Here is a 22,220-nt window from a genome sequence, read left to right on the forward strand (position 1 = left end):
GGATTATTTTTAATTTAAGCTTTTTCGGTTTTCAAGCCTTCATCATGAAGATGGCAGGCTACCCAATGTCCTTTTTCTACCTCATGCCACTTAGGTCTGACCTTTGCGCAGACATCCATCGCAAATGGGCAGCGTGTTCTGAAACGGCAGCCGCTTGGCGGATCAATCGGACTCGGCACATCACCTTGAAGGATAATTCGTTCACGCGTACGTTCAAGCTTAGGATCAGCAACCGGAATTGCTGAAAGCAGCGATTGAGTATATGGATGAAGCGGATGATCATATACTTCATCACTTGTTGCCAATTCTGCCATATTCCCGAGATACATAACGCCCACGCGATCGCTTATATGCTTCACCATCGATAAATCATGCGCAATAAAAAGGTAGGTTAGGCCTTGCTTTTCCTGAAGTTCCTGAAGCAAGTTGACGACCTGTGCCTGAATGGACACATCAAGCGCTGAAATCGGTTCGTCGGCAATGATGAAATCCGGATCAACGGCAAGTGCTCTCGCGATTCCGATTCGTTGCCTTTGACCACCACTGAATTCGTGTGGATAACGATTGGCGTGTTCACGGTTCAGGCCAACCGTTTCCAGCATTTCATACACACGATCCATGCGTTCTTTCGATGACTTGGCTAAGTGATGAATATCAATACCTTCGGCAATAATATCCTTAACCATCATTCTTGGATTAAGTGAAGCGTATGGATCCTGAAAAATCATTTGCATCCGCTTTGATAATTCTTTCTTTGATTTAAGGCTTAGTTTTCCGCCAACATCCTGTCCATCAAAAATGACTTCACCTTCAGTGGGATCATATAAACGGATGATTGTACGGCCCGTCGTTGATTTACCACAGCCGGATTCACCGACTAAACCAAGTGTCTCGCCTTTATATACATCAAAGGTTACTCCGTCTACCGCTTTTAAAACATCGCGGCGGGAAACATTAAAATATTTCTTCAAGTTTTTCACTTGAAGCAGTTTTTCTGTTTTTTCAGCCATTATGATTCTCCTCCCACACCAATCGTCGCCGGCGGATCTACTTTTGGTGCTCGTTCATCAAGCAGCCAGCAAGCAGCCTTCTGTGTAGCCGAAAGCTCCGTGTACGCAGGCATATGCTCAGTACAAACCTTCATTGCATGCGGACATCTTGGCGCAAATGGACATCCCTTTGGCGGATTGCTTAGGTCAGGAGGAGTTCCTGGAATAGCCAATAGCTTGTCTGTCTTCGCATGCAATTTCGGCATGGAGGATAACAAACCCCATGTATATGGGTGTTTAGGATTATAAAAAATTTCATCCAAAGTCCCTGTTTCAACGATTTTACCGCCATACATCACAGCAACACGCTGTGCCAAGTTCGCAACAACGCCTAAATCATGGGTAATCAAAATAATTGCTGTGCCAGTTTTCTCCTGTAAGTCACGCATCAGGTCAAGGATCTGTGCTTGAATCGTTACATCAAGAGCCGTTGTCGGTTCATCAGCAATCAGAATTTTTGGATTGCAGGCAAGAGCAATCGCAATCACCACTCGCTGTCTCATTCCTCCGGAAAACTGATGAGGATATTCATCCACACGTTTCTCAGGGTTTGGTATACCTACCAATTGCAGCAGTTCGATCGCGCGATTTTTCGCATCATGTTTTGATAAGCTTTGATGCTTGATCAAGCCTTCCATAATTTGCTTTCCAATTTTCATGGTTGGATTCAATGCGGTCATCGGATCTTGGAAAATCATTGAAATGTCTTTTCCGCGCACTTTTTGCATTTGTTTCTTTGAGTATTTAACTAAATCTCTACCTTCAAACAAGACTTCGCCAGTTGCGATTTCTCCTGGCGGGTTGGGAATAAGTCCCATTACCGCCTTAGAAGTCACCGATTTACCTGAGCCGGATTCACCAACAATCGCTAGTGTTTCCCCTTTATTCAGTTGTAGGCTGATGCCGCGAACCGCTTGAACATCTGCTCCAAATATATGAAAGACGACGCTAAGGTCTTTTATTTCTAATAAATGATCCATTATTAAACCTCCCGTATTATCGACGCAGCTTCGGATCAAATGCATCACGAAGCCCGTCCCCCATAATATTGAAACAAATTAACAGGAGCGAAATAATAATCCCCGGATAAAGAGTCTGATACGGATGAATTTGCAGCATCTGATATCCGTCATTGATCAGAGAACCTAGTGACGATTGCGGAGAACGGATTCCCAAACCAATAAAGCTTAGGAACGCCTCAAAAAAGATCGCGCTTGGAACGGAAAACATCGTGTTAATGATGATCATTCCAATGGAATTAGGGATCAGGTGTTTAAAAATAATTCGTCCATCATTTGCACCAAGGGTACGAGAAGCCAAAACGAATTCCTGATTTTTAAGTTTTAACATTTCTCCACGGACAATTCTCGCCATGGAAAGCCAGCTCGTCGCAAGTATGGCTATGGTAATAGTCACCAAGCCCGGCTGCAAAATGAGAATCAGTAATATAATCCATACAAGGCTTGGAATACCGGCAATGATTTCAAGAATACGTTGCAAAACGTTATCAACCATGCCGCCAAAATATCCGGAAACTCCTCCATAAACCACACCTATAAATACATCTGCAAGTGTTGCGATCAAGGCAATAATCAAGGAAATTTGAGTTCCCATCCATGTTCTTGTCCACAAGTCACGTCCGAGTTGATCCGTACCAAACCAATAGTTTTTGGTTATTTTCTTTTCCTTATAAACATCTACTCCGCCTTCATGGCCGCTGAAAGCAGGAATCCAGCTGAGTGCGCCAATTTTTGGAGGGAGATTGGCACGGGAAACGTCTTGATCATCAACGCCATAGCCAAAAAAGTGCGGACCGATAATCGCAAATACAACAATTAAGAAGATAATGATCATCGATGCCATGGCACCTTTATTCGTGATAAAACGACGGATCGCATCTCTCCATGCACTGACACTTTCACCCGAAATTTGTTCGCTAACCGAATCATTCAGATCTGCCGGCACAAATAATTCCTTGGTTACATCTGCATTTGAAGTTGTCATGCTGGCTTACCTCCTGACACGCGAATTCTAGGATCAATCACACCATATAAAATATCCACAATAAAAATGGTCACAATAAACAATGCAGCGTAAAGTTCCGTTGTTCCCATGATCATTGGGTAATCATTTGTAATGATGGCATCAATGAATTGCGAACCAATACCAGGAATTGCAAATATATTTTCAATAACCAATGAACCTGTCACTACCGCCGCTGTCATCGGACCAATGACGGTAACGATTGGAATCATTGCATTACGAATCGCATGTTTATAAATCACAGCTGGTGTACTGAGACCCTTCGCTTGCGCAGTTATTATATAGTCTTGTCCCAAGACCTCAACCATTTCTGTCCGCATAAATCGAGCGATTGAAGCCATTACCCCGACACCGATTGAGATTACAGGCAAAACATGTGTCATTGGCGTGTCCCAGCCAATAACCGGGAAAATACGGATCTGTACAGAAAAACAATACTGAAGAATCGCAGCGAAAATAAACGACGGAATCGAAATAAATACAACGGTAAGCGTTACTGTTCCCCAATCAAGAAAACGTCCACGATAGATTCCTGAAATGATTCCCAAAACAATACCTAGAATGGTACCAATAATCATGGATTCAATCCCAAGTTGCATCGAAATAGGGAATCTCTGGGCAAGAAATTCAGTTACCGGCTGCATTCCATACTGAAACGAACCGCCAAGATCGCCATGCAGCATATTCCAAATATAGTGTACATATTGAACAGGTATCGGTTGATCAAGCCCATAATAATGTTTCAGCTGGTTCAATTGTTCTGGCGTCAACCGATTGGCAAACTTGAACGGAGTACCTGGCAGCATCTTCATAGCAAGGAAAGTCAATGTTACAACGACGTAGAAAGTGACGAGCATATAGCCGACCCGTTTTAAAATATATCGCCCCACCGAATTGAGACCTCCTAAAAATTGATATCTATTTTTTAATTCTGAGTAGTCGATAATGCAAATAACTTAACATACAAAATTAACAAAAAAATATTTTATTAATTGAAAGGAGAGTATATGCCAGGACCGACATATACTCTCCTTCAAAAATGCCCCACATATCTTTCTAAGCTCCGCTGAAATTAGTGTTTCAGAAGGTAAGCTTGAGAGAAATCAATTTGAGGACCATAAGATGGGAATGAAAGGCCTTTAAGATAAGGTTTTTCTACCCATGTATGACCTGATTGATAGAGAGGAACGATTGGGTATTCAGACATCATCAGTTTTTCAGCTGAAACGAGGCTGTCCCAACGTTTCTGAACATCAGCAGTGTCTGTTTGAGCACTGTTGATCAGGCTATCAAATTTCTTGTTAGACCAACCAATTGTGTTCATCGGGTTGCCAGTAGTCCACATATCAAGGTAAGTCATCGGATCTTGATAATCTGGGAACCAACCGCTAAATGCGATATCATATTTGAATTCTTGATTTAATTTCAGATAGTTAGCCCAAGGTTGAGCATTGATTGTTACTTTAACGCCAGGAAGATTCTTATTAATTTGGTTCGCAACATATTGGTTCAATTGTTGTGTTGAGCTTCCGTCTTGGCTCAAGAAGTTGATTCTCAAAGTCTTGATACCAAGCTCTTTCTTAGCTTTATTCCAGTATGTCTTAGCTTCTGATGCGGATCCTGCAGGGAAACCATTAGGAGCTGAGGCACGGAAGTCTTTACCGTCCGGACCTGCAACAAAGTTCTTAGGCACTACGAAGTTGGATGCTACAGAACCGTTATTCAGAATTGACTTAACTAAGCCGTCACGGTCAATTGCGGCATTCAACGCTTTACGTAAGTTAAGGTTCTTCAGGTTTTTGTTCGTTTTTTGGTTAATGTAGAGGTAGTAAGTACCAGCATCTACACCTGTTTTAATTTCTTTTGCATTCGTTTTCTTGAATTGATCAACGAATTCAGCAGAAAGTCCAACTTCGTCAATTGAACCTGTCTTGTACATGTTAATCGCTGTTGCTTGTTCTTTCACAACTTTGAAATTAACAGTGCTGAGTTTCGTTGCTTTCGCATTCCAATAGTCTTTGTTTTTCTTATATGTCCAGCCTGTGCCTTTTTGCCATTCAGAAAGAGTAAATGGACCATTGTAAAGAAGTGTGTCAGCTGAAGTAGCGTATTTCTTGCCTTGCTTCTTAACAAAATCTTCTCTTTGCGGGAAGAACTGAGGTTGGGACAAAATGCTGTAGAAGAAAGGTGGAGCTGCTTGTTTCAACGTTACTTGCAACGTTTTGTCATCAAGAGCTTTTACACCCAAGTTATCATACTTGCCATACAGTGGGTCTTTTGGATTTTCGACTTTTGCCGCATTCTTAATGCCTACAGATGCGAACAGGAAGTTATAAGCAGGTTTTGCTTTCGGATCGTTCTGACGATGCCAGCCATAAACAAAGTCTTGAGCAGTTCCGGCTTGCCATCTGACCATTTCTGATCGCGAAGCGTAAATGTATAAACCTTCTTATCAGAGCTTACTTTCGGAGCTCCCTTTGCGAGATCCCATTGGAACTTGTTGTTATGCATTCTTGTAAGTCCGGCTTCTGTCATTGCAATTGCATTTGTTGACGTTGTGTCGGTTGCAAGATTCGGATCAAGCGTAGGAATGTCAGCAGTAATCGCGAATCTCAGATCCTGTTTCGCTGCTAATTTTGATGCGCCGCTTTTGCTGCTGTCACTGCTGCTTGAGCTTCCGCAAGCGGAAAGCACAAGGCTCAATGCTAGCACAAATGTCAGCACAAGTGACCATTTTGCCTTCTTCATAAAAGTAATAACCTCCCCTAAATTGCTATCTTTTTTTAGGCCTGTACCCCTATATTTCAACAATATAAGAGGTTCGCTCAACCTACAGATGCTATTATACAAGTTCTCTTGACATTTTGCATGCTTTTTTTGAAAATTTGGCGGATTTATTTTGAAGAGAATGCAGAATATATTGATGTCACGCCATTTTTTAAGTCATATATTTTCTCCTTTATGTTATAATTTCTTACAATTGATAGATATTAATAGCGTTTTTTTATAAAAAGTTTAACTATTTGAGGTGCCCTAATGAATCTTTTCAAAACAAACGTACGTTTTCTATTTATGTTTATTTTTCTGATCGAAATAACTATTGCATTACTTTTGCTATGGCTGCTCCATGCTCCATTCTCCCTTTTAGTCTTTATTAACTATCTTTCAGTTGTTAGTTTGCTTTTCTTTAATTTAGGTTTAATCATTTTCATTATTCAGGGGGGCTTTTTTGATGGTGCTGCCTACAGTTTCAAACGTTTTGTTCGAGCAACGCGCAAAAAAGCGCTGCAAGAGGAAGATGCAGAGGCACCATTAGAAGAATATAACCGACGTGATGGCAAACGAGCGCTTATTACTTGGCCGTTGATTGTCGACAGCATTCTCTTGTTTCTCTGCTCCATTTTACTGACCTGGTTTATCTAATCACCAATTTGCTTTTCTTTTCATAGTTGACTATAATAGTCACCATTAATAAGACATATTTGGTGCAATGATGAAGAGAAGTACCTGCAGAAAGTCTTCAGAGAGCTTGGGATTGATGGAACCCGAGTGGCGGACTGCATGGGAATGGACTTCTGAGCCTCAATCTGAACCTCGGACTTTTAATCCGTCAGTAGGCATTGACGTTTTCCGTACGTTACAACGGTGATGATTCTTTAATGGAATCTGACTAAGATGTTTCTGTTTCTCAGAAAAATTAGGGTGGTACCGCGGTCTATTCGTCCCTTGTGGATGGATAGGCCTTTTTATATTGTCTTTTATTTTATGAAATCAGGAAGGTGAATGATTTTGGCAAAAATATTTTCCGGCGTTCAGCCGACATCAATTCCGACACTTGGCAACTATTTAGGCGCAATGCGCAATTTTGCCACATTACAGGAAGGCAATGACTGTATCTACTGCATCGTTGATGAACACGCGATTACAGTGCCTCAAGATCCCAAAGAGATTCAAAAGAACATCCATAACCTTGCAGCACTCTATTTGGCAATGGGGATTGATCCGAAACAATCGATTCTTTTTATCCAGTCTGAGGTTCCCTGTCACGCGCAGCTTGGATGGATCATGCAGTGCGTTAGCTACATGGGTGAGCTTGAGCGCATGACCCAATTCAAGGACAAATCAAAGGGCAAACAAACGATTCCTGCAGGTCTCCTTACTTATCCTCCGCTCATGGCCGCGGATATTCTGCTCTACCAAACAAACCTTGTCCCTGTCGGGGCAGATCAAAAACAGCATATGGAACTGACACGCGATCTGGCCGAACGCTTTAACAATAAATACGGCGAAGTGTTCACAATACCGGAACCTTATATTCCACCGGTCGGCGCGCGCATCATGTCGCTGTCTGAACCAACGAAAAAGATGAGCAAATCAGATTCAAACCGCAAAGCAACAATCTTTACGCTTGATAATGAAAAAGATATTATCAAGAAAATCAAATCCGCCACAACCGACGATGAAGCATCGATTCGTTATGACCGTCTCGCGAAACCTGGTATCTCCAATTTGCTGGATATCTACTCCCTCTGCTCCGGTCGATCCGTTGACGATCTTGTCGCCGCTTATCAAGGCAAGGGCTACGGTGAGCTTAAGACCGACGTTGCCGAAGCCGTTGTCGGTATGTTGAACCCAATTCAAGAACGCTTTAACAACCTGATCGAGTCTTCGGAGCTTGATGAAATTCTTGACGAAGGCGCGGAGCGTGCATATGCGATCGCCAAAAAAACACTGAGCAAAGCCGAGAAAGCATTGGGCATTGGGCGCCGAAGCAAACAGTGACAAACTAGTGAACAAAAAAACAGCTGCCAAAGCATCGTATCGCTTTGGCAGCTGTTTTTCTATCCAATAATTAACGGTTTAGTCCGCATCATTTTTTAATATAGTAGAATCTAAAACACCCTGAAGGTAGTTGGCATGTGTGCTGGCTTGGGATGTGCTTTCCAATTCAGTAAGAATTTGGATGGCTTTTAACGCCATTTTTTCACCGCGTTTGCGCTTTCCCAGTTTAATTGTGTAGATGCCTTTTAAATACATGAGTTTAATTTTCATATAAAAGTCTCTTTCTTGATCGAGCAGCTCATTTAAGAGAATGAGAAAGGTATTTGCCTCGGTGAGCCGATTATTCTCCAGTAAAACGGTCGCCGTATTGATCAAGATAAGTTGTTTTTTGTCTTCACCTTTTCCAAGCGGATTATAGTCCATACTCTTTTCATAAGCCATCCGCGATAATGAGATCATTTGATCCACAGGGAAACTGAACAGTGAATTGTTATACACAATTAATTCATAGTAACCCCAGACATCCACATTTGATAGGTAATCACTTAATAATTTAACCATTTTCGGTTCCGATTTTTTCTTGGAAATTCGCTGCACATAAAGGGCAGCGATGATCGAAAAATGGAGATAGTGAATTTTTTTCTTCATTATATATAGCGAATTCATGCGATCATGAAGCACCTGTAACATATGCAAATTATCTTCCATTACATACTTGTTTACATTCTCAAAGAATTGTTGAAGATCGCTCACCTCATAATCATTTTTCACATAGAGAAATTCATCAATCGTCACATTCAATTTGTTAAGCAGATTGAGAAGGTGGGTGAACGAAATATCACAGTCACCACGTTCAAACCGTGATAAAAAGGCGACAGAAACTTCGCCCTGAGCAAGTTCAGAGAGTGTCACTTTCTTTGATTTTCGAATGTATCGTAATGTCTCGCCTGAATGGTTCATCGCTGCACCTTTTTTACTATAGTGAAATTTAACATCTTACCCTTCTACATGCATTATTGCGAAAAGATGCCTGTCATTTGCAGCTCCGCACGCAAGTCAAGAAGAATAGTTGCCTAAATCTATCTTATCAAAAATTATACAACAATTAAAACAACACGTATGAGAGGCACAAATTCTCACCAAAAAAAGGGACAGGCGCATCATCCTGATCCCTTTTATATCCACTCGTTATACTTTTCACTGTACTTTCGATCCTTGCTCCAGTTCCCATAACTTTTCAAAATAAGATTGACCTTTGATCATCCGTTCGCAGATATCCCCATGCTTCTCCGACCACCCGTGCTTCATTCCCGTTATCAGCTCCTGCCACGCTTCATCAAAACTCATACCCCTACTAGTCGCATATTTGGTGGGAAACCACTCGGTATACCAGTAGCGCATCTCTTCAACATTACCCGACGAATGAAGCTGATCAAGAGCCATAAACAGAAGCTGTTTTAGTTGCCTTTCTTTTCTCGTAAGTCCAATCATCCACTTTGGATTCAGAGAGAGCATGTGATATTCTTTTTTTTGAAAATGCATCGAGGAAACCGGATAGTTTTCCACGGTCATTTTCGCAGCTTTTTGGATGATCATGCTTTCTTGTCTTGGAATCAGTCGACTCTTTCGTACGGGGATGGCGTAGCCCAATGTATCAGCAACAATACAACGTTCGCCATCCGTTGCGATAAAACAATATTCAATAATTTCTCGCTGATTGTTTTTACAGATTACGCTTCGATTCCGAATATCTTTCAACAAGTCCTGAGGAAGATCCTGCAAATCGTTTTCAATGTAGTCAAGGAGTGGTTTTTCCACTTTTATGAGTGGAATCTGGTCAAGCAATTCGATAAAATCATGCTTGCGCCATTCGTAAAATTCGCAGACATTATAGCCGTTCTCTTCGCCCTCAAACCAGTTAACCCAGATATCACTGACAATCTCCATGAGGCTCCATCTCCTCTATCTGATTTGACAACATTATGGTCATTATTGGAAGATTTTATTCGATCTCATCAGATTTTTTACACCAGCAAGAAAGTATAAAAAAATTAAAGGAAGGAAACAAGTGTACGCGATCCGGCAAAAAGGGGACGATCGCTAAGTGTAAGGGAGCTTTCGCTAAGTAAGGGAGCTTTCGCTAATTACGCATACGTCCTGTATGCAACGCGAAAGTCATCACATCCTGTGAAAGTACGTCCTGTATGCAATGCGAACCATCACATCCTGTGGAAAGTACGTCCTGTGGCAGGCCGGGACACTAGGGCCGTCCATGTCCGTCGCGACGGCGGCTGTGCCTTCGTCAGAGGCTTGGTAAAGCCAAGTTTTCTAACAAGGATGCCATACCTTTAATCTATGCTCGATGCTTTACGTCCATTCACTGGATTCGGTTATCAATTAGGCGCCTTAAATTAGCGTGATTGGATAGATGCATTAAAAAAAGCCCTCTAATGCTGAGACATCTATCCCAAACATTAAAAGGCAAAAATTGATAGTAACGGTGACCCATTGATCTTCTTGTAAATCACAACTTGATCGAAATAGTTCCTAAATGATCTACTGAGAGATACGTGCTTTCCCCATTAACTTCATACGGTATCTTTTCCCCATCAAGGATTACTTCAGATGCAATGGTATGGTTCAGAATGATTTTAAAAGATTCATAGGCTTTTCTATATCCATTGTGCTTCATTTTAATTGAGAGCGTCAAATCATCACTCGGATCATTATAAATGATGCTCAATTCATAGAGATTGTATCCGCCGTTTTGATAATTAAAACTCTCACCATCATCTTGGTAATGAATATAGGAACCGTTTTTCACGGATTCAGTTAAATAAACATCCAAGGTCAATTGTTTAATTTCCTGTTCTCCGACATAGTTTTGTACAGGATAAAGCGGGACAATGCTCCCGCCTTTAATATAAATCGGACAAAGATCGAGCGGCGCTTCCCTTACAATATAGTGTCCTCCGGCAAAGACCTCTTTTGTCCAAAAGTCAATCCATTCATTGCCTTCAGGCAGATAAACAAGACGTGTCCGAGCGCCCTGCTCTACAACCGGGGCAACAAGGATACTATCACCACAAAGAAATTCATCATTAATCTCATACGTCCTCACATCGTCCTGATAATGGAGAAACAGGGGACGAATGACTGGCAGACCGCTTGACTCCCCATCATGTAACAGATCATATAAATAGGGAAGAAGCTGATATCTTAATTTGATATATTTCCGATTAATGGCCTCAGTTTGATCATCAAAGGCCCACGGCTCCTGATCCCTTGTATAAATACTGGAATGATTACGGAATAATGGGGTAAACGCTCCGACCTGTACCCAGCGCGAAAGCAACTCCGCTGTACAGTCAAATCCGAAACCACCAACATCGGTACCACAAAACGCGATACCGCTAAGGCCGAGATTCATCAGCATCGGCAAGGACATTCTCAGATGCTCCCACAGACTCTGATTATCTCCGGTCCAAACCGTAGCATATTTCTGAGTTCCGGCGTAGCATGCACGAGTGATGACAAAAGGGCGCTTGCCGGTCGCCTGCTTGATTCCTTCATAAGTTGCTTTTGACATATAATGACCGTATACATTGTGCACTTCACGGTGATCCGCTTGAACGCCGTCATTATTAAACAACACGTCATCTGGTAATGGTCCATTGAAGCTTGCCGGCTCATTCATATCATTCCATATACCTGCGACACCGGTATCTGTCATGATTTTTTGATTGCCCGCCCACCAATTTCTGACTTTTTCATTTGAGAAGTCCGGATAGAGTGCGTCGCCAGGCCAAACTTTGTTTACATAAGGAACAAGATCCTTGTCTGTAGCAAAATAGTCATTGGCAATTCCTTGATCGTATACGCTGTACCCTTTATCTTTCTTAACACCGGGGTCAATGATGGTGACCACTTTAAAGCCTTGCTTCTTAAGAAGTTCTAGTGTGCGCTTTGGATCGGGAAATTTCTTATGATCCCAAGTAAATACGCGATATCCGTCCATATAGTCAATATCAAGATACAGAGCGTCACAAGGAATATCCTTTTCTCTGAAGTTGTCCGCAATTTCTCGTAATCTGTTCTCCGGAGTATACGACCAGCGGCATTGCTGATAGCCCAATGTCCACAATTGCGGCAGTGGTGTCGTACCCGTCAGATCGGTGTACCTGTTTATCACAGATTTGACTGACGGACCATAGATAAAATAGTAGTCAATGTCTCCACCAACTGCTCCAAAGCTATAATAATCACTATTTTCCTTACCAAGATCAACTATGGATTCAAAGGTATTATCTAGGAAATATCCGAAAGCTTGTTTTTCTTTCAATGTTATAAGAAAAGGAATGGACTTATATAATGCGTCAAAACTTTCGACATGTGGCGATGGATTATCAGTATTCCACATTTTATAATGATAGCCTTTTTTATTCAGGTGTCCTGTTTTATCGCCAAGGCCATAGAAAAACGTATTTTGATCCAATTTTTTTTCAATCTTAAATAGAAGTTTATTACGTTCAGCTTCAAGTTTATGCCCTTCCTCAGCAGCAATTGCTAAACCTTCACCGGAACCTTTGCGAATAAATGGTTTCCCATCGCCTTGATAATCTTCACTCAAGACATGTCCTGCACGATCAGAAATCGTTACATAGAATTCATCTTTTATCGTGACCACTAATTTTTCTGTGCAAATCGTGAGTACCCCATCCGCATGATGTGTCGTCAATGAGCCCGGAGCACAGTTAAGATTTTCAATCGCTTTCGACTTGCGATCCAATCCGGCTACTGAAACAAAGAAACGAATAATTGCGGGAGTGATCGTTTCAATAACAGCCTCGCTTTTCTCAAATTGGACAATGACTTTGTTTTCACGCTGTTGGTATCCGATCAAATTACCATACATACAATCCCTCCGTTTGCGAAACAAACATAGTGGTTCATTTAATGCTGAGTCATCCGATTCAAGTGTGACGTAACACCTACATGGTAGCATATAAATAAAGCGTTCTCAATAGTTGTTTTTTTATAATTGGCGCATCTATTACTCCAAACAACCAATACACTGACTAGTGAATGGATCGGAGAGAACATTGGCTTTCGTCCCACACGAGAAATTTATTAATCCGCTAATAATTTTAGAACTCTAGCGGCATGATCAATTATCTGGCGATGCTCCTGTTTCATTAAGCATTCTTTCTGGCCTTCATTAAGTAACGAGTAAAATAAGCGGAGATTTTCCGGTTATATGCATCCTGGCGCTTGTTTCACAGGTACATAAGGGTAATTTTTCCGCTTATGCAAAGAAAAGCCCTCCATTTTCACGTTTTTCGATTCGATAAGCGGAATTTCTCCGTCTATTTAAGCAATTTTTTCATGCATTTTTTAATTAAGCGGAATTTTTCCGTCTATTTCTAAGATTGGGCGCTAACCTGATCTCCCAACCGAATCTTATGACCTTATCGTCGCACCAGCAAGGCAAAACGATAAACTTCTTTACTCTTGTAAATAAAAGGTATCGCAGCCATAGTCACTGGACACCCCCAAAATCATAAACTTTCTTTACTTACAAAGAAAAAGCGCTATTTTCTCACCTAGTTGTGAGAAAATGGCGCTTCGTTCTTGTGAACGTTTCATTTACACTAATTAAGCTTCATACTTTTTGAAAAGGAGCGTCGCGTTGTGACCACCAAAACCAAAAGAATTGCTGATCGCCACGTTGACTTCCTTCTTCACTGCCTTATTCGGCACATAATTCAGATCACAAGCTTCATCTGGTGTTTCATAATTAATAGTCGGTGGAACAATTCCCTCTTCCATTGCTTTGATGGAAAGAATTGCTTCGACACCACCGGAAGCACCAAGCAAATGGCCGGTCATTGACTTTGTTGAACTGATCGCTAGATCATATGCGCCTTGCCCGAACACAGCTTTTAAAGCTTGTGTCTCTGTGGAATCGTTTGCTTCAGTACTCGTTCCATGGGCGTTGACATAGTCGACCTGATCAGGTGTCAATTCTGCGTCATCTATGGCCATCTTCATGGAACGGATAGCGCCTTTTCCTTCCGGATCCGGACGAGTGACGTGAAATGCATCGCTCGTAGCGCCATATCCGGCAATTTCAGCATAAATATGAGCGCCGCGTTTCAGTGCTGATTCAAGTGATTCAATAAGCAGTACCCCGGCACCTTCACCCATGATAAACCCGTCCCGATTTTTGTCGAACGGACGGCATGCCGTTTTCGGATCGGGATTTGTTGAGAGCGCGCGTGCCGACGAGAAGCCCGCAAAAGACATATTTGTCAGCGGGGCCTCACTTCCTCCGCAGAGAATCACGTCGTTATCGCCACGTTGAACCGCTTTATAAGCGCTGCCGATTGAATCCGTTCCGGTTGCGCAAGCCGTTACCGTACATGAATTAATACCCTTTGTTCCAAGCAAAATTGAAACTTGCCCGGATGCCATATCTGGAATCATCATCGGAACAAAAAACGGGCTCACCCGGCGAAATCCTCTAGTTATAGCAACACGCAATTCTTTTTCGTACGTTTCCATACCGCCGATACCTGAACCAATCCAAACACCGGTACGTTCCGCATTTGTTTCATCTATCGTATAATTGGCGTCTTCAACCGCCATTTTCGCAGCAGCAACAGCGAATTGTGAGAAACGATCCATACGAAGCGCTTCTTTTCGATCAACATATTCTTCAGGATTAAAATCCTTTACTTCTCCAGCAACCTTAGCACGGAAATCATCAGGGTTCACGCGTGTCACAACACCAATGCCTGACTTTCCGGCAATCGCGTTCGCCCATGTTGTCGCAACATCATTGCCAAGTGGTGTCACGGCTCCTAACCCGGTCACAACGACTCTTCTTTTCATTCAATTCTCTCCTTTTTATAGGATCCGATACTTAAAATATAGATATAAAAACAGCATTGCGAACCAATAATTAATGAATTATTTACCCCATCTAAGCGTAAGCGCGCCCCAGGTCAGTCCACCACCGAAGCCGACCATAACGATCAAGTCTCCATCAGTGATCTGTCCACTCTCAACGGCATCCAACAGTGCGAGCGGAATTGAGGAAGCAGAGGTATTGCCATATTTTTGAATCGTTTTTATCATTTTTTCTTCAGGAATCTCGAGTCTTTCCCTTGAGGCTTCCATGATTCTTATATTCGCCTGATGTGGAATAAGGTAATCAATGTCCTCTTTTTTTAGACCGGCTTTCTCAACGACGTGAACGGCCGATTCCCCCATCTGACGTACAGCGAATTTAAAGACTTCCCGCCCATTCATTTTAATGAACTTGTCGTCCTGGTATAAATATTTGCTGCCGCTTCCGTCTGCGCCTAATTCAAAAGACAGGATTCCCTTACCATCCGAAACATGACCGAGAACCGCAGCGGCTGCTGCGTCACCAAAGAGAACAGCAGTACCGCGATCTTCCCAATCTGTGATTTTTGAAAGCTTCTCAACACCAACAACAAGGACATGGCGGAACGTATCGGTGTCAATAAACTGCTTGGCTGTCACCATTCCGTACATAAATCCGGAGCATGCAGCGCTTATATCCATTGCCGGTATCGTTCTCGCTCCTAAACGATCTTGCAACAAGCATGCCACAGACGGGAAAGGATGATCCGGCGTTACCGTGGCGACGAGAATTAAATCAATATCGGCTGGTGTCAATCCGGCATTCTGAATAGCCTGCTCAGCGGCTGCAAATGCCATATCCGATGTATCCGTGTCGTCATCGGCAATTCTCCGTTCCTCAATGCCCGTTCTTGTACGAATCCATTCGTCTGAAGTATCCATTACTTTCTCTAAATCGGTGTTTGTCACCACATGTTCGGGAATAAACTTGCCCATTCCCAATATTCCTGCGGACATCCGCAAATCCCCTCTCAAATCTTAACAGTATATATAATGACTTGGTAACAATATAATACACTAAAAATCATTTGTCCAACAAGGGTTCCAATCGAACGGGTTCTAAAACCTGTCGAACGACCGCGCTATCGGGCGAATGAAACACACATTCAATCACTAGAGGGCATAAGATACAGTAAAGCAACCTATGAATTCATCAAAGGAGGGAGACTCATGATTCAACCAGGGCCAAACCCAAGAGACAGTCACTTTGACCCCTTTACGTATCTGATGTTCGGCTCACAAATCCCGCCTGTTCAACAGCCGCAAGCGTATCAACCGCCACAAGAATTCTATCAGAACAACGGCTGGCAAGCAAGCGGTATGCAAACGGCACCTGTTCAGCCCCTGCAACCATCCCAACCCGCACAACCCGGTTTTTTAAAACCGTTTCTCGGTCAAGACGGCCATATTGATGTCGGCAAAATGATGAATGGCGCGAGCCAATTGGTGAATGTCATTAACCAAACAGCTCCGGCAATAAAACAACTGTCTCCGTTACTTAATTTCTTTAAAAAGCCATAATGCACTGTACCATTAAAGAAAGAACTGCGTGAGTGAGGGGCATTGCCCTTTCGGCAGTTCTTTCTTAATTTATTTGAAAAGCAACGATTTAGTAACCAGCCATTCTAGAGAAACTTTTTATATTGATCAGGCAGTAAATGCCTCAGCTCATCATTGATTGGGGCATTGGATTCACCATTCTTAAAATGCACAATATCAAGGCCTTTATGATCCATATCGATTAATCCGGAAATCAGTGCTGCTATGATTTCGCTGCCTTTTTGACTAGATAATAAGTTCAGATCCGTACGGAAAATAACGGCTGCCTTCTTCTTCATCTCGCGCAGTCGATGAACGAAGAACAATTCCATCTCGTTCGCCGCTTTCCCGAGAGCAGAATCTGGGTGTTCCGCACGTTTTTCATCTGTTTCATTTGAGAGAGATCCGCAAACCTCGAGTGACGAAAGAAACAGGACCTTTTGCGATTGATGCGTATGATTCAGCTGCGAGCTTATTTTGGACTTCAACGCCTTTAACTCATCCGAATTCGTTCTGATGGTATCAGCTAAAACCAAATGTGACTCTTCACTCCAGTCCTTAGTTCGTGCATGCTGAAAAAGAGCATTACGCCCCAAAAAAAGTTCGTTTTCTTCCTCACATGCTTTCTCCTCCGCCGTGACCGCAGAGCTAATGGAAATGACCCGAACCCCTTCTCCCAACAGCCCCTTAGATAGAGGAAACCCCGTAGGCGAAAGGCCGCCAAAGACCAAAGCCGCTTCCATCGTCATACCTCCCGCTGTTTGCATAAACCGAAATGTCCTTATATAAAAGGCTATGACAAGAAACGCGTGTTCATCACATTCAGTATTCGTTTAAACAAAAAGAATCCAGAATGGGCGTTACCCCATTCTGAATCCTTAGTGACCGGTGATTATTCAGAAATACCGAGTGCGATTCGCGCGTACCGTGACATACGCTCTTTCGTCCACGGTGGATCCCAAACAAAATTCACTTCTACTTGATTAACTTCTTCAATTTCGCCGAGCGTGCGTTTCACATCATAGGAGAGTGATGCAGAAAGCGGACATCCCATAAACGTCAGTGTCATTTCAATGATTACATTATTCTCTTCATCTATATCGACACCATAAACGAGGCCAAGATTGACAATATCCACACCCAGTTCAGGGTCGATAACGTCTTCCAACGCCTCAAGTATGCGATCTTTCAATTCTTCAGAAGAACTATTTTCAGCCAAAACGAATCCCTCCTTCCCCTTACGGATTACGTTTAGTATACCCGATTACTTAATGTATTTCATCTTTCACGCAATGCCCCCTGATCTGCTTAGTAGTCTTTACGAGTCAATTCAGATCATCATGTTATATAATGAAGAAAACTACTTTGCGCTTTTAAGAAGGGAAATTAATGATGCATATTACTATTACCTCCACACCAAACCCGAACGCGATGAAATTCACTACCGATCAGGCTATATTTTCTGGACGAATTGAAATAACAAAAGGATCGAAGCCAGACTCCCTGTTGTTAAAACACCTAATAGCAATAAACGGTATCGATTGTTTATTTTGCTTTAACGATTTTCTTACGGTCTGTAAGTTGCCCTCAGTTGAATGGAATCAGCTTATTCCACAGATCGAAAATGTACTTGGTCAAATAACATATTCCAAGAACCAATAAGTCTTCTTATCCTCCAGAAAGCTTATTTAACACTTTCATCTGAATTACAGTTGAACAGAAATACCCAGTTCTTTTATCTTGCGGATAATGCTCTGTAAGATAATATCTCTCCAATGAACCATTTCCTGATCGGATAAAATGAGCATATTAGGGATGCATAATCGAATGAAAACAAAGATAGAAACAGTGCTGCTAAAGTTTAAAGCCACATTTCCCGTTAATAAATGTGGCTTTTTTGTATTCGCTTATCGTGGAAGTCACGCTGAACAGAGTTTATTTACGGCCGTTCGTCTCCTCCGCTTCATCTTAGTCTGTCATTTACTCTTCTCCATATAAGGTTGCAGCACTCGGATCCATACATATCCTGTAATTACAAGTAGACTACCAGTCACCCACAATAAAGCATTTCCGGTAACGTCACTTGGGCCAAGGTTGCCGAGAAAATTCCATACTATCGATGCAAAGAAGGCACTAATCACAGTGGCAATCGTCAGATAACTACTCAAAGCATCAACTTGATCATCAGCAAGCCAAAGGATAAGCCGGCAATCAGACCGCCAATATTCATTGCAGCAAGCGTCCAATTAACTACTGACGCATCACCAAAATAGACTAGGCAGTTTTAGCTGAACGCCCCAAACCAAAAGATATGTGATAAAAGTGAGTGTGATAAAATGCCAACAAATCTGATGACCTGTGGGTTTATTATATCTGAGTGGGGGAATTTTCAGTGACTATCATGGGGTACTTTTAGATTACTATTTACATTCACTCAAATCGTTCTCAAACAAAATGAATTAATCGCTGCACTACAATTACTGAATGGTGTCATCGTCGGGGCATTATTTACGATGCTTAGTGGACGTATTTTAGATAAATTTGGTGCTTCCTGGACGGTTAGAATCGGAACGACATTAATCGCGATCACGTTGATCAGTTTCGTACTCGTTCATACAACGCTAACTGTAGGAAAGATTGTCATTATTTACGCGCTCTTTATGTTAGGTGTAGGACTAGCTCTGGCAAATATAATGACTAATGGGATTAAAATTTTGCCTGAATTATTTAAAGCAGACGGTAACGCCATTTAATGTAATCCAGCGATTTGCCGGGGCGGTCGGAACAACAGTAACATCTGCGATTATAGCGCTGACACAGGTAGGGCATAATGGGTCTCTTGTTTATTCTCAATCAACAGCTTTAGGAACATTATATGCGTTCGTTTTTTTAGTGATTTTGACTATTATTAGCAGTTGCGAAATGTGGATGATATTCAGTAAAAAAAGATTTTGAAATTGGATTCACTTTGAATTTACTGAAGCCGTGTGTGCCTTGATAGAAAAGGTTCTTGAAACGTAGAAGGAGACACCAACTGATCGTGGCGTCTCCCCCGACTTTTCTTATTCATCATCATGTAAAATGATAAAGTTAATCCTTTAATAAGTCAATAACTCTATATCAAATGTTTAAAAATTGCTTCCATGGTCAATTATAAATTCATTAGCCAACTATAGGAGAATGAATCTCAATGAACCCAAAACAGGTGATTACCACAAATCAATTGTACATTATTTTTTACATAAGTATTGTCACTACAGGCATTTTGTCATTACCTTATCCAATGTATCTCATTGCACAGCAAAATATGTGGATCGCTTTACTCTTTAGCTCCGTGATGGGCTTTCTGATTATATCCATTTGCTCTTACTTTCAAAAACATTTTTCTGGGAAAAACATCATCCAAATTATTGATAATATCCTTGGAAAGAAAATGGGTTATCTAGTCATTGTGATTCTTTTTGTGACATACAGCTTTCAATTCATCTATATCTTAAAGGAATATGAGCTTTATTTAACGGATCTATTTTATCAATTTATGAGTCCTAGTTTAATCATCGGTTTAATGCTTCTTGTCTCCATATATTCAACTTCAGCAGGCGTAGAAGTCATTGCGCGTTGTGCACAGATTATCTTGCCATCGACAGTCATACTGTCTATAGGTATTTTTCTTTTACTGCTCCCAGATATCCAATTTCACAATATTCTCCCAATTTTTGAAAAAGGACTTGTTCCTCCCATAAAAGGTTCATTCGTTGCCATGGCATGGTTAAGTGAATTAAATTGGACTACTTTCTATTTTCATACAGTAACAGAATCGGCAAAGAGGGTAAGAAGACTAGGCTATTTATATGTTGCCGCTATTATTTCCTCCTTGCTACTTTTCTTTATTTTAATTCTCGGCGTGCTTGGTCCATATACAGCTCATTCCCTATATCCGGCATCATTAGCTGAACGCTACATCCGAATCGGCTCTTTCATTGAGCGAACATCGGCTTTTTTTATGTCAATTTGGATATTAGGTATATTCATTAAAGTGACATCCTTGCTTTTCATTCTCACTCAATGTGCACAAGCATTAACTCATATAGCCAGTACGAGCCTGATCACCTCATCCATTGCGGTCATTTATTTTTTTCTGTCTCTTTTTTTATTCACCAGTACGTCAAGTCTTTTTCAAACTGCGTATCCTCTGTTCTTAAAAACGGCCTTTAGTACTAACTTTGGTCTGCTTACGCTTATCTTTTTTATTGGCTTTCTTAAGAAAAAAATAAAGCCATTCAATAAATCCAATTAGGAATAATCGAGAGACGGGTGTGACAAAATCAATGATTCACTGGATCAATAAATGGAAAGATAAAATGGAACTTTCTCAAAACCCTCAATCTGAAAAGCAAAAAATCAAGAAGCGTATTCACGAAAATTCTACTTTGCTCAAGAAGGCCTTTGCAAATAGTTCAGACGTCGTTATTTCGCCGATATCCATAGGCAGCAATCGGCAAGTCAAGGCGTTAATCGTTTATATTTCTGGGATTGTTGACATGAATCAATTAGACGAACATCTATTAAAACCTCTTCATAATAAAAACATAAGCACGAATTTGAATTTAATTGACATTAAAAACACGATAAATATTGCCAATATAAAAGAAATCAGCACTTTTACATCCATCTTTAACGAAGTATCAAGTGGTCATTCAGTATTAATCATTGATTCGTTTTCTATTGCTTTAGCCATTGATCTAACCAAATGGCAAACACGTTCGGTTGAAGAACCATCATCGGAGACCGTCATCCGCGGACCTAAAGAATCATTTAATGAATCGCTACAAACAAACACATCATTATTGCGAAAAAGAATTCGTACACCAAAATTGAAAATCAAACAGATACATTCAGGGTCTTATTCACAGACACCGATTGCCATTAGCTATATCGACGGGATAGCCGATCCCTGCCTCGTAGATGAAGTGATGACCAGAATCAAGAAAATATCGATTGATGCCATCTTCGACAGTGGATCCATTCAAGAATTTATCCAAGACTCCAAATGGAGTATTTTTCCAACCATATTTTCGACAGAACGCCCGGATACAGCAAGTGCTGCGCTTTTTGAAGGACGGGTTGCGATCATTGTCGACGGGAGTCCACATACACTTATTTTACCCTCAACTTTTTTCATGTTTTTCAGTTCCCCAGATGACTATTATTCAGGATTCATCATCGGCACTGCTCTTCGCTTGCTTCGGATATTCTATTTGATGATCGCTCAATTTGGACCATCCATCTATGTGGCGATTACGACATTCCACCAAGAGATGATTCCAACGACTTTGCTTTTTTCAATTACTCAGGCCCGTGAACAGGTACCGTTTCCCTCGGTCTTTGAAGCAATTATTATGGAAATCACTTTTGAGGCCTTACGTGAAGCAAGTATTCGTTTACCGAGACCTGTTGGTCCTGCAATAAGTATTGTAGGTGCCTTAGTTATCGGGCAAGCGGCCATTCAAGCCAGTTTGGTTTCTCCATTAATGGTTATTGTTGTCTCCATCACAGCCATTGCCAGCTTTATGATTCCGCATTATGAGGCATCCAATGCCATTCGCATACTTCGCTTTCCAATTATCGTTTTTGCCAGCTTATGTGGTTTATTAGGGATCATCATTTCTTTTATAACGATTTTAATTCATCTCTGTACCCTTCGCTCATTTGGCCAACCCTACATGGAACCTCTTGCACCATTCAAGAAGGCTAGTTGGATCGATTCCTTAGTACGTGGACCTATTTGGAAAATGAATCAACGTCCACATTTAACGGGGACAACTTGGAACTGTAAAAAATCTAAACAGTAAAGAT

At 41.5% G+C, this 22,220-nt stretch carries 20 protein-coding genes and 1 other annotated feature; of the genes, 7 read left to right on the forward strand and 13 right to left on the reverse strand.

Translation table 11 applies throughout. From position 1 onward, the window contains the following. Positions 1-14 precede the first annotated feature (14 nt). The 6 genes from ABWW58_RS04810 to ABWW58_RS04835 all read right to left on the reverse strand — a co-directional run bounded on the left by ABWW58_RS04810 (position 15) and on the right by ABWW58_RS04835 (position 5,840). Complete coding sequence (locus tag ABWW58_RS04810) at positions 15-1,010, reverse strand: ABC transporter ATP-binding protein (protein WP_177184687.1); 996 nt, start codon at positions 1,008-1,010, stop codon at positions 15-17. Beyond that, positions 1,010-2,029, reverse strand: a complete 1,020-nt coding sequence (locus tag ABWW58_RS04815; RefSeq protein ID WP_353868082.1) for an ABC transporter ATP-binding protein — start codon at positions 2,027-2,029, stop codon at positions 1,010-1,012. The genes ABWW58_RS04810 and ABWW58_RS04815 overlap by 1 nt, the downstream gene beginning before the upstream one ends. Positions 2,030-2,045: 16 nt before the next feature. Further along, the gene (gene opp3C, locus ABWW58_RS04820; protein ID WP_353868083.1) at positions 2,046-3,053 is read right to left on the reverse strand and encodes an oligopeptide ABC transporter permease; all 1,008 of its coding nucleotides are present in this window, start codon (positions 3,051-3,053) and stop codon (positions 2,046-2,048) included. Then, positions 3,050-3,982 carry an ABC transporter permease gene (locus ABWW58_RS04825; protein ID WP_093671544.1) on the reverse strand — a complete coding sequence of 311 codons (933 nt, stop codon included), beginning with the start codon at positions 3,980-3,982 and terminating at the stop codon, positions 3,050-3,052. The genes opp3C and ABWW58_RS04825 overlap by 4 nt, the downstream gene beginning before the upstream one ends. Positions 3,983-4,164: 182 nt before the next feature. After that, a complete protein-coding gene (locus ABWW58_RS04830) occupies positions 4,165-5,508 on the reverse strand; it encodes a peptide ABC transporter substrate-binding protein (protein WP_353868084.1) in 1,344 nt (447 codons plus the stop codon). Further along, positions 5,403-5,840: a hypothetical protein gene (locus ABWW58_RS04835; RefSeq protein WP_353868085.1), complete on the reverse strand. Its 438-nt coding sequence runs from the start codon at positions 5,838-5,840 to the stop codon at positions 5,403-5,405. The genes ABWW58_RS04830 and ABWW58_RS04835 overlap by 106 nt, the downstream gene beginning before the upstream one ends. Before the next feature lie 288 nt (positions 5,841-6,128). On the opposite strand from ABWW58_RS04835, the gene ABWW58_RS04840 reads away from it, so the two are divergent. Both ABWW58_RS04840 and trpS read left to right on the forward strand, forming a co-directional pair. Continuing rightward, entirely contained in the window at positions 6,129-6,515 is a 387-nt protein-coding gene (locus tag ABWW58_RS04840) for a DUF3899 domain-containing protein (RefSeq protein WP_093671540.1), read from the forward strand. Between the two features lie 58 nt (positions 6,516-6,573). Further along, positions 6,574-6,822, forward strand: a binding site (T-box leader). 59 nt (positions 6,823-6,881) lie between these two features. After that, entirely contained in the window at positions 6,882-7,874 is a 993-nt protein-coding gene (gene trpS / locus ABWW58_RS04845) for a tryptophan--tRNA ligase (protein WP_353868086.1), read from the forward strand. A gap of 78 nt (positions 7,875-7,952) precedes the next feature. On the opposite strand, the gene ABWW58_RS04850 is transcribed toward trpS, so the two are convergent. The 5 genes from ABWW58_RS04850 to ABWW58_RS04870 all read right to left on the reverse strand — a co-directional run bounded on the left by ABWW58_RS04850 (position 7,953) and on the right by ABWW58_RS04870 (position 15,782). After that, positions 7,953-8,834, reverse strand: coding sequence for a helix-turn-helix domain-containing protein (locus ABWW58_RS04850; RefSeq protein ID WP_353868087.1), 882 nt, complete (start codon positions 8,832-8,834; stop codon positions 7,953-7,955). Between the two features lie 237 nt (positions 8,835-9,071). Beyond that, positions 9,072-9,821, reverse strand: a complete 750-nt coding sequence (locus ABWW58_RS04855; RefSeq protein WP_353868088.1) for a YjbA family protein — start codon at positions 9,819-9,821, stop codon at positions 9,072-9,074. A 577-nt stretch (positions 9,822-10,398) separates the two neighbouring features. After that, positions 10,399-12,789: a glycoside hydrolase family 31 protein gene (locus ABWW58_RS04860; RefSeq protein ID WP_353868089.1), complete on the reverse strand. Its 2,391-nt coding sequence runs from the start codon at positions 12,787-12,789 to the stop codon at positions 10,399-10,401. Between the two features lie 740 nt (positions 12,790-13,529). Next, entirely contained in the window at positions 13,530-14,768 is a 1,239-nt protein-coding gene (gene fabF / locus ABWW58_RS04865) for a beta-ketoacyl-ACP synthase II (protein ID WP_093673275.1), read from the reverse strand. 78 nt (positions 14,769-14,846) lie between these two features. Beyond that, entirely contained in the window at positions 14,847-15,782 is a 936-nt protein-coding gene (locus ABWW58_RS04870) for a beta-ketoacyl-ACP synthase III (RefSeq protein ID WP_093673277.1), read from the reverse strand. Positions 15,783-15,995: 213 nt separating this feature from the next. Here ABWW58_RS04870 and ABWW58_RS04875 point away from each other — a divergent pair, with 213 nt between their 5' ends. Next, positions 15,996-16,346 carry a YppG family protein gene (locus tag ABWW58_RS04875; protein ID WP_353868090.1) on the forward strand — a complete coding sequence of 117 codons (351 nt, stop codon included), beginning with the start codon at positions 15,996-15,998 and terminating at the stop codon, positions 16,344-16,346. A gap of 104 nt (positions 16,347-16,450) precedes the next feature. Here ABWW58_RS04875 and ABWW58_RS04880 read toward each other — a convergent pair whose 3' ends face one another. Both ABWW58_RS04880 and ABWW58_RS04885 read right to left on the reverse strand, forming a co-directional pair. Then, positions 16,451-17,107 carry a hypothetical protein gene (locus ABWW58_RS04880; protein ID WP_353868091.1) on the reverse strand — a complete coding sequence of 219 codons (657 nt, stop codon included), beginning with the start codon at positions 17,105-17,107 and terminating at the stop codon, positions 16,451-16,453. A gap of 149 nt (positions 17,108-17,256) precedes the next feature. Next, the gene (locus ABWW58_RS04885) at positions 17,257-17,583 is read right to left on the reverse strand and encodes a metal-sulfur cluster assembly factor (protein WP_093673283.1); all 327 of its coding nucleotides are present in this window, start codon (positions 17,581-17,583) and stop codon (positions 17,257-17,259) included. Between the two features lie 173 nt (positions 17,584-17,756). On the opposite strand from ABWW58_RS04885, the gene ABWW58_RS04890 reads away from it, so the two are divergent. The 4 genes from ABWW58_RS04890 (at position 17,757) to ABWW58_RS04905 (ending at position 22,216) form a co-directional block, all read left to right on the forward strand. Continuing rightward, positions 17,757-18,026, forward strand: a complete 270-nt coding sequence (locus ABWW58_RS04890; protein ID WP_353868304.1) for a NifU N-terminal domain-containing protein — start codon at positions 17,757-17,759, stop codon at positions 18,024-18,026. An 851-nt stretch (positions 18,027-18,877) separates the two neighbouring features. Beyond that, positions 18,878-19,117, forward strand: a complete 240-nt coding sequence (locus tag ABWW58_RS04895) for an MFS transporter (protein ID WP_353868092.1) — start codon at positions 18,878-18,880, stop codon at positions 19,115-19,117. A 437-nt stretch (positions 19,118-19,554) separates the two neighbouring features. Continuing rightward, the gene (locus tag ABWW58_RS04900) at positions 19,555-20,661 is read left to right on the forward strand and encodes a GerAB/ArcD/ProY family transporter (RefSeq protein WP_353868093.1); all 1,107 of its coding nucleotides are present in this window, start codon (positions 19,555-19,557) and stop codon (positions 20,659-20,661) included. A 19-nt stretch (positions 20,662-20,680) separates the two neighbouring features. Beyond that, positions 20,681-22,216, forward strand: coding sequence for a spore germination protein (locus ABWW58_RS04905; RefSeq protein ID WP_353868094.1), 1,536 nt, complete (start codon positions 20,681-20,683; stop codon positions 22,214-22,216). Positions 22,217-22,220: the final 4 nt, after the last annotated feature.

This window comes from Sporolactobacillus caesalpiniae (assembly GCF_040513385.1).
Classification (GTDB): domain Bacteria; phylum Bacillota; class Bacilli; order Bacillales; family Sporolactobacillaceae; genus Sporolactobacillus.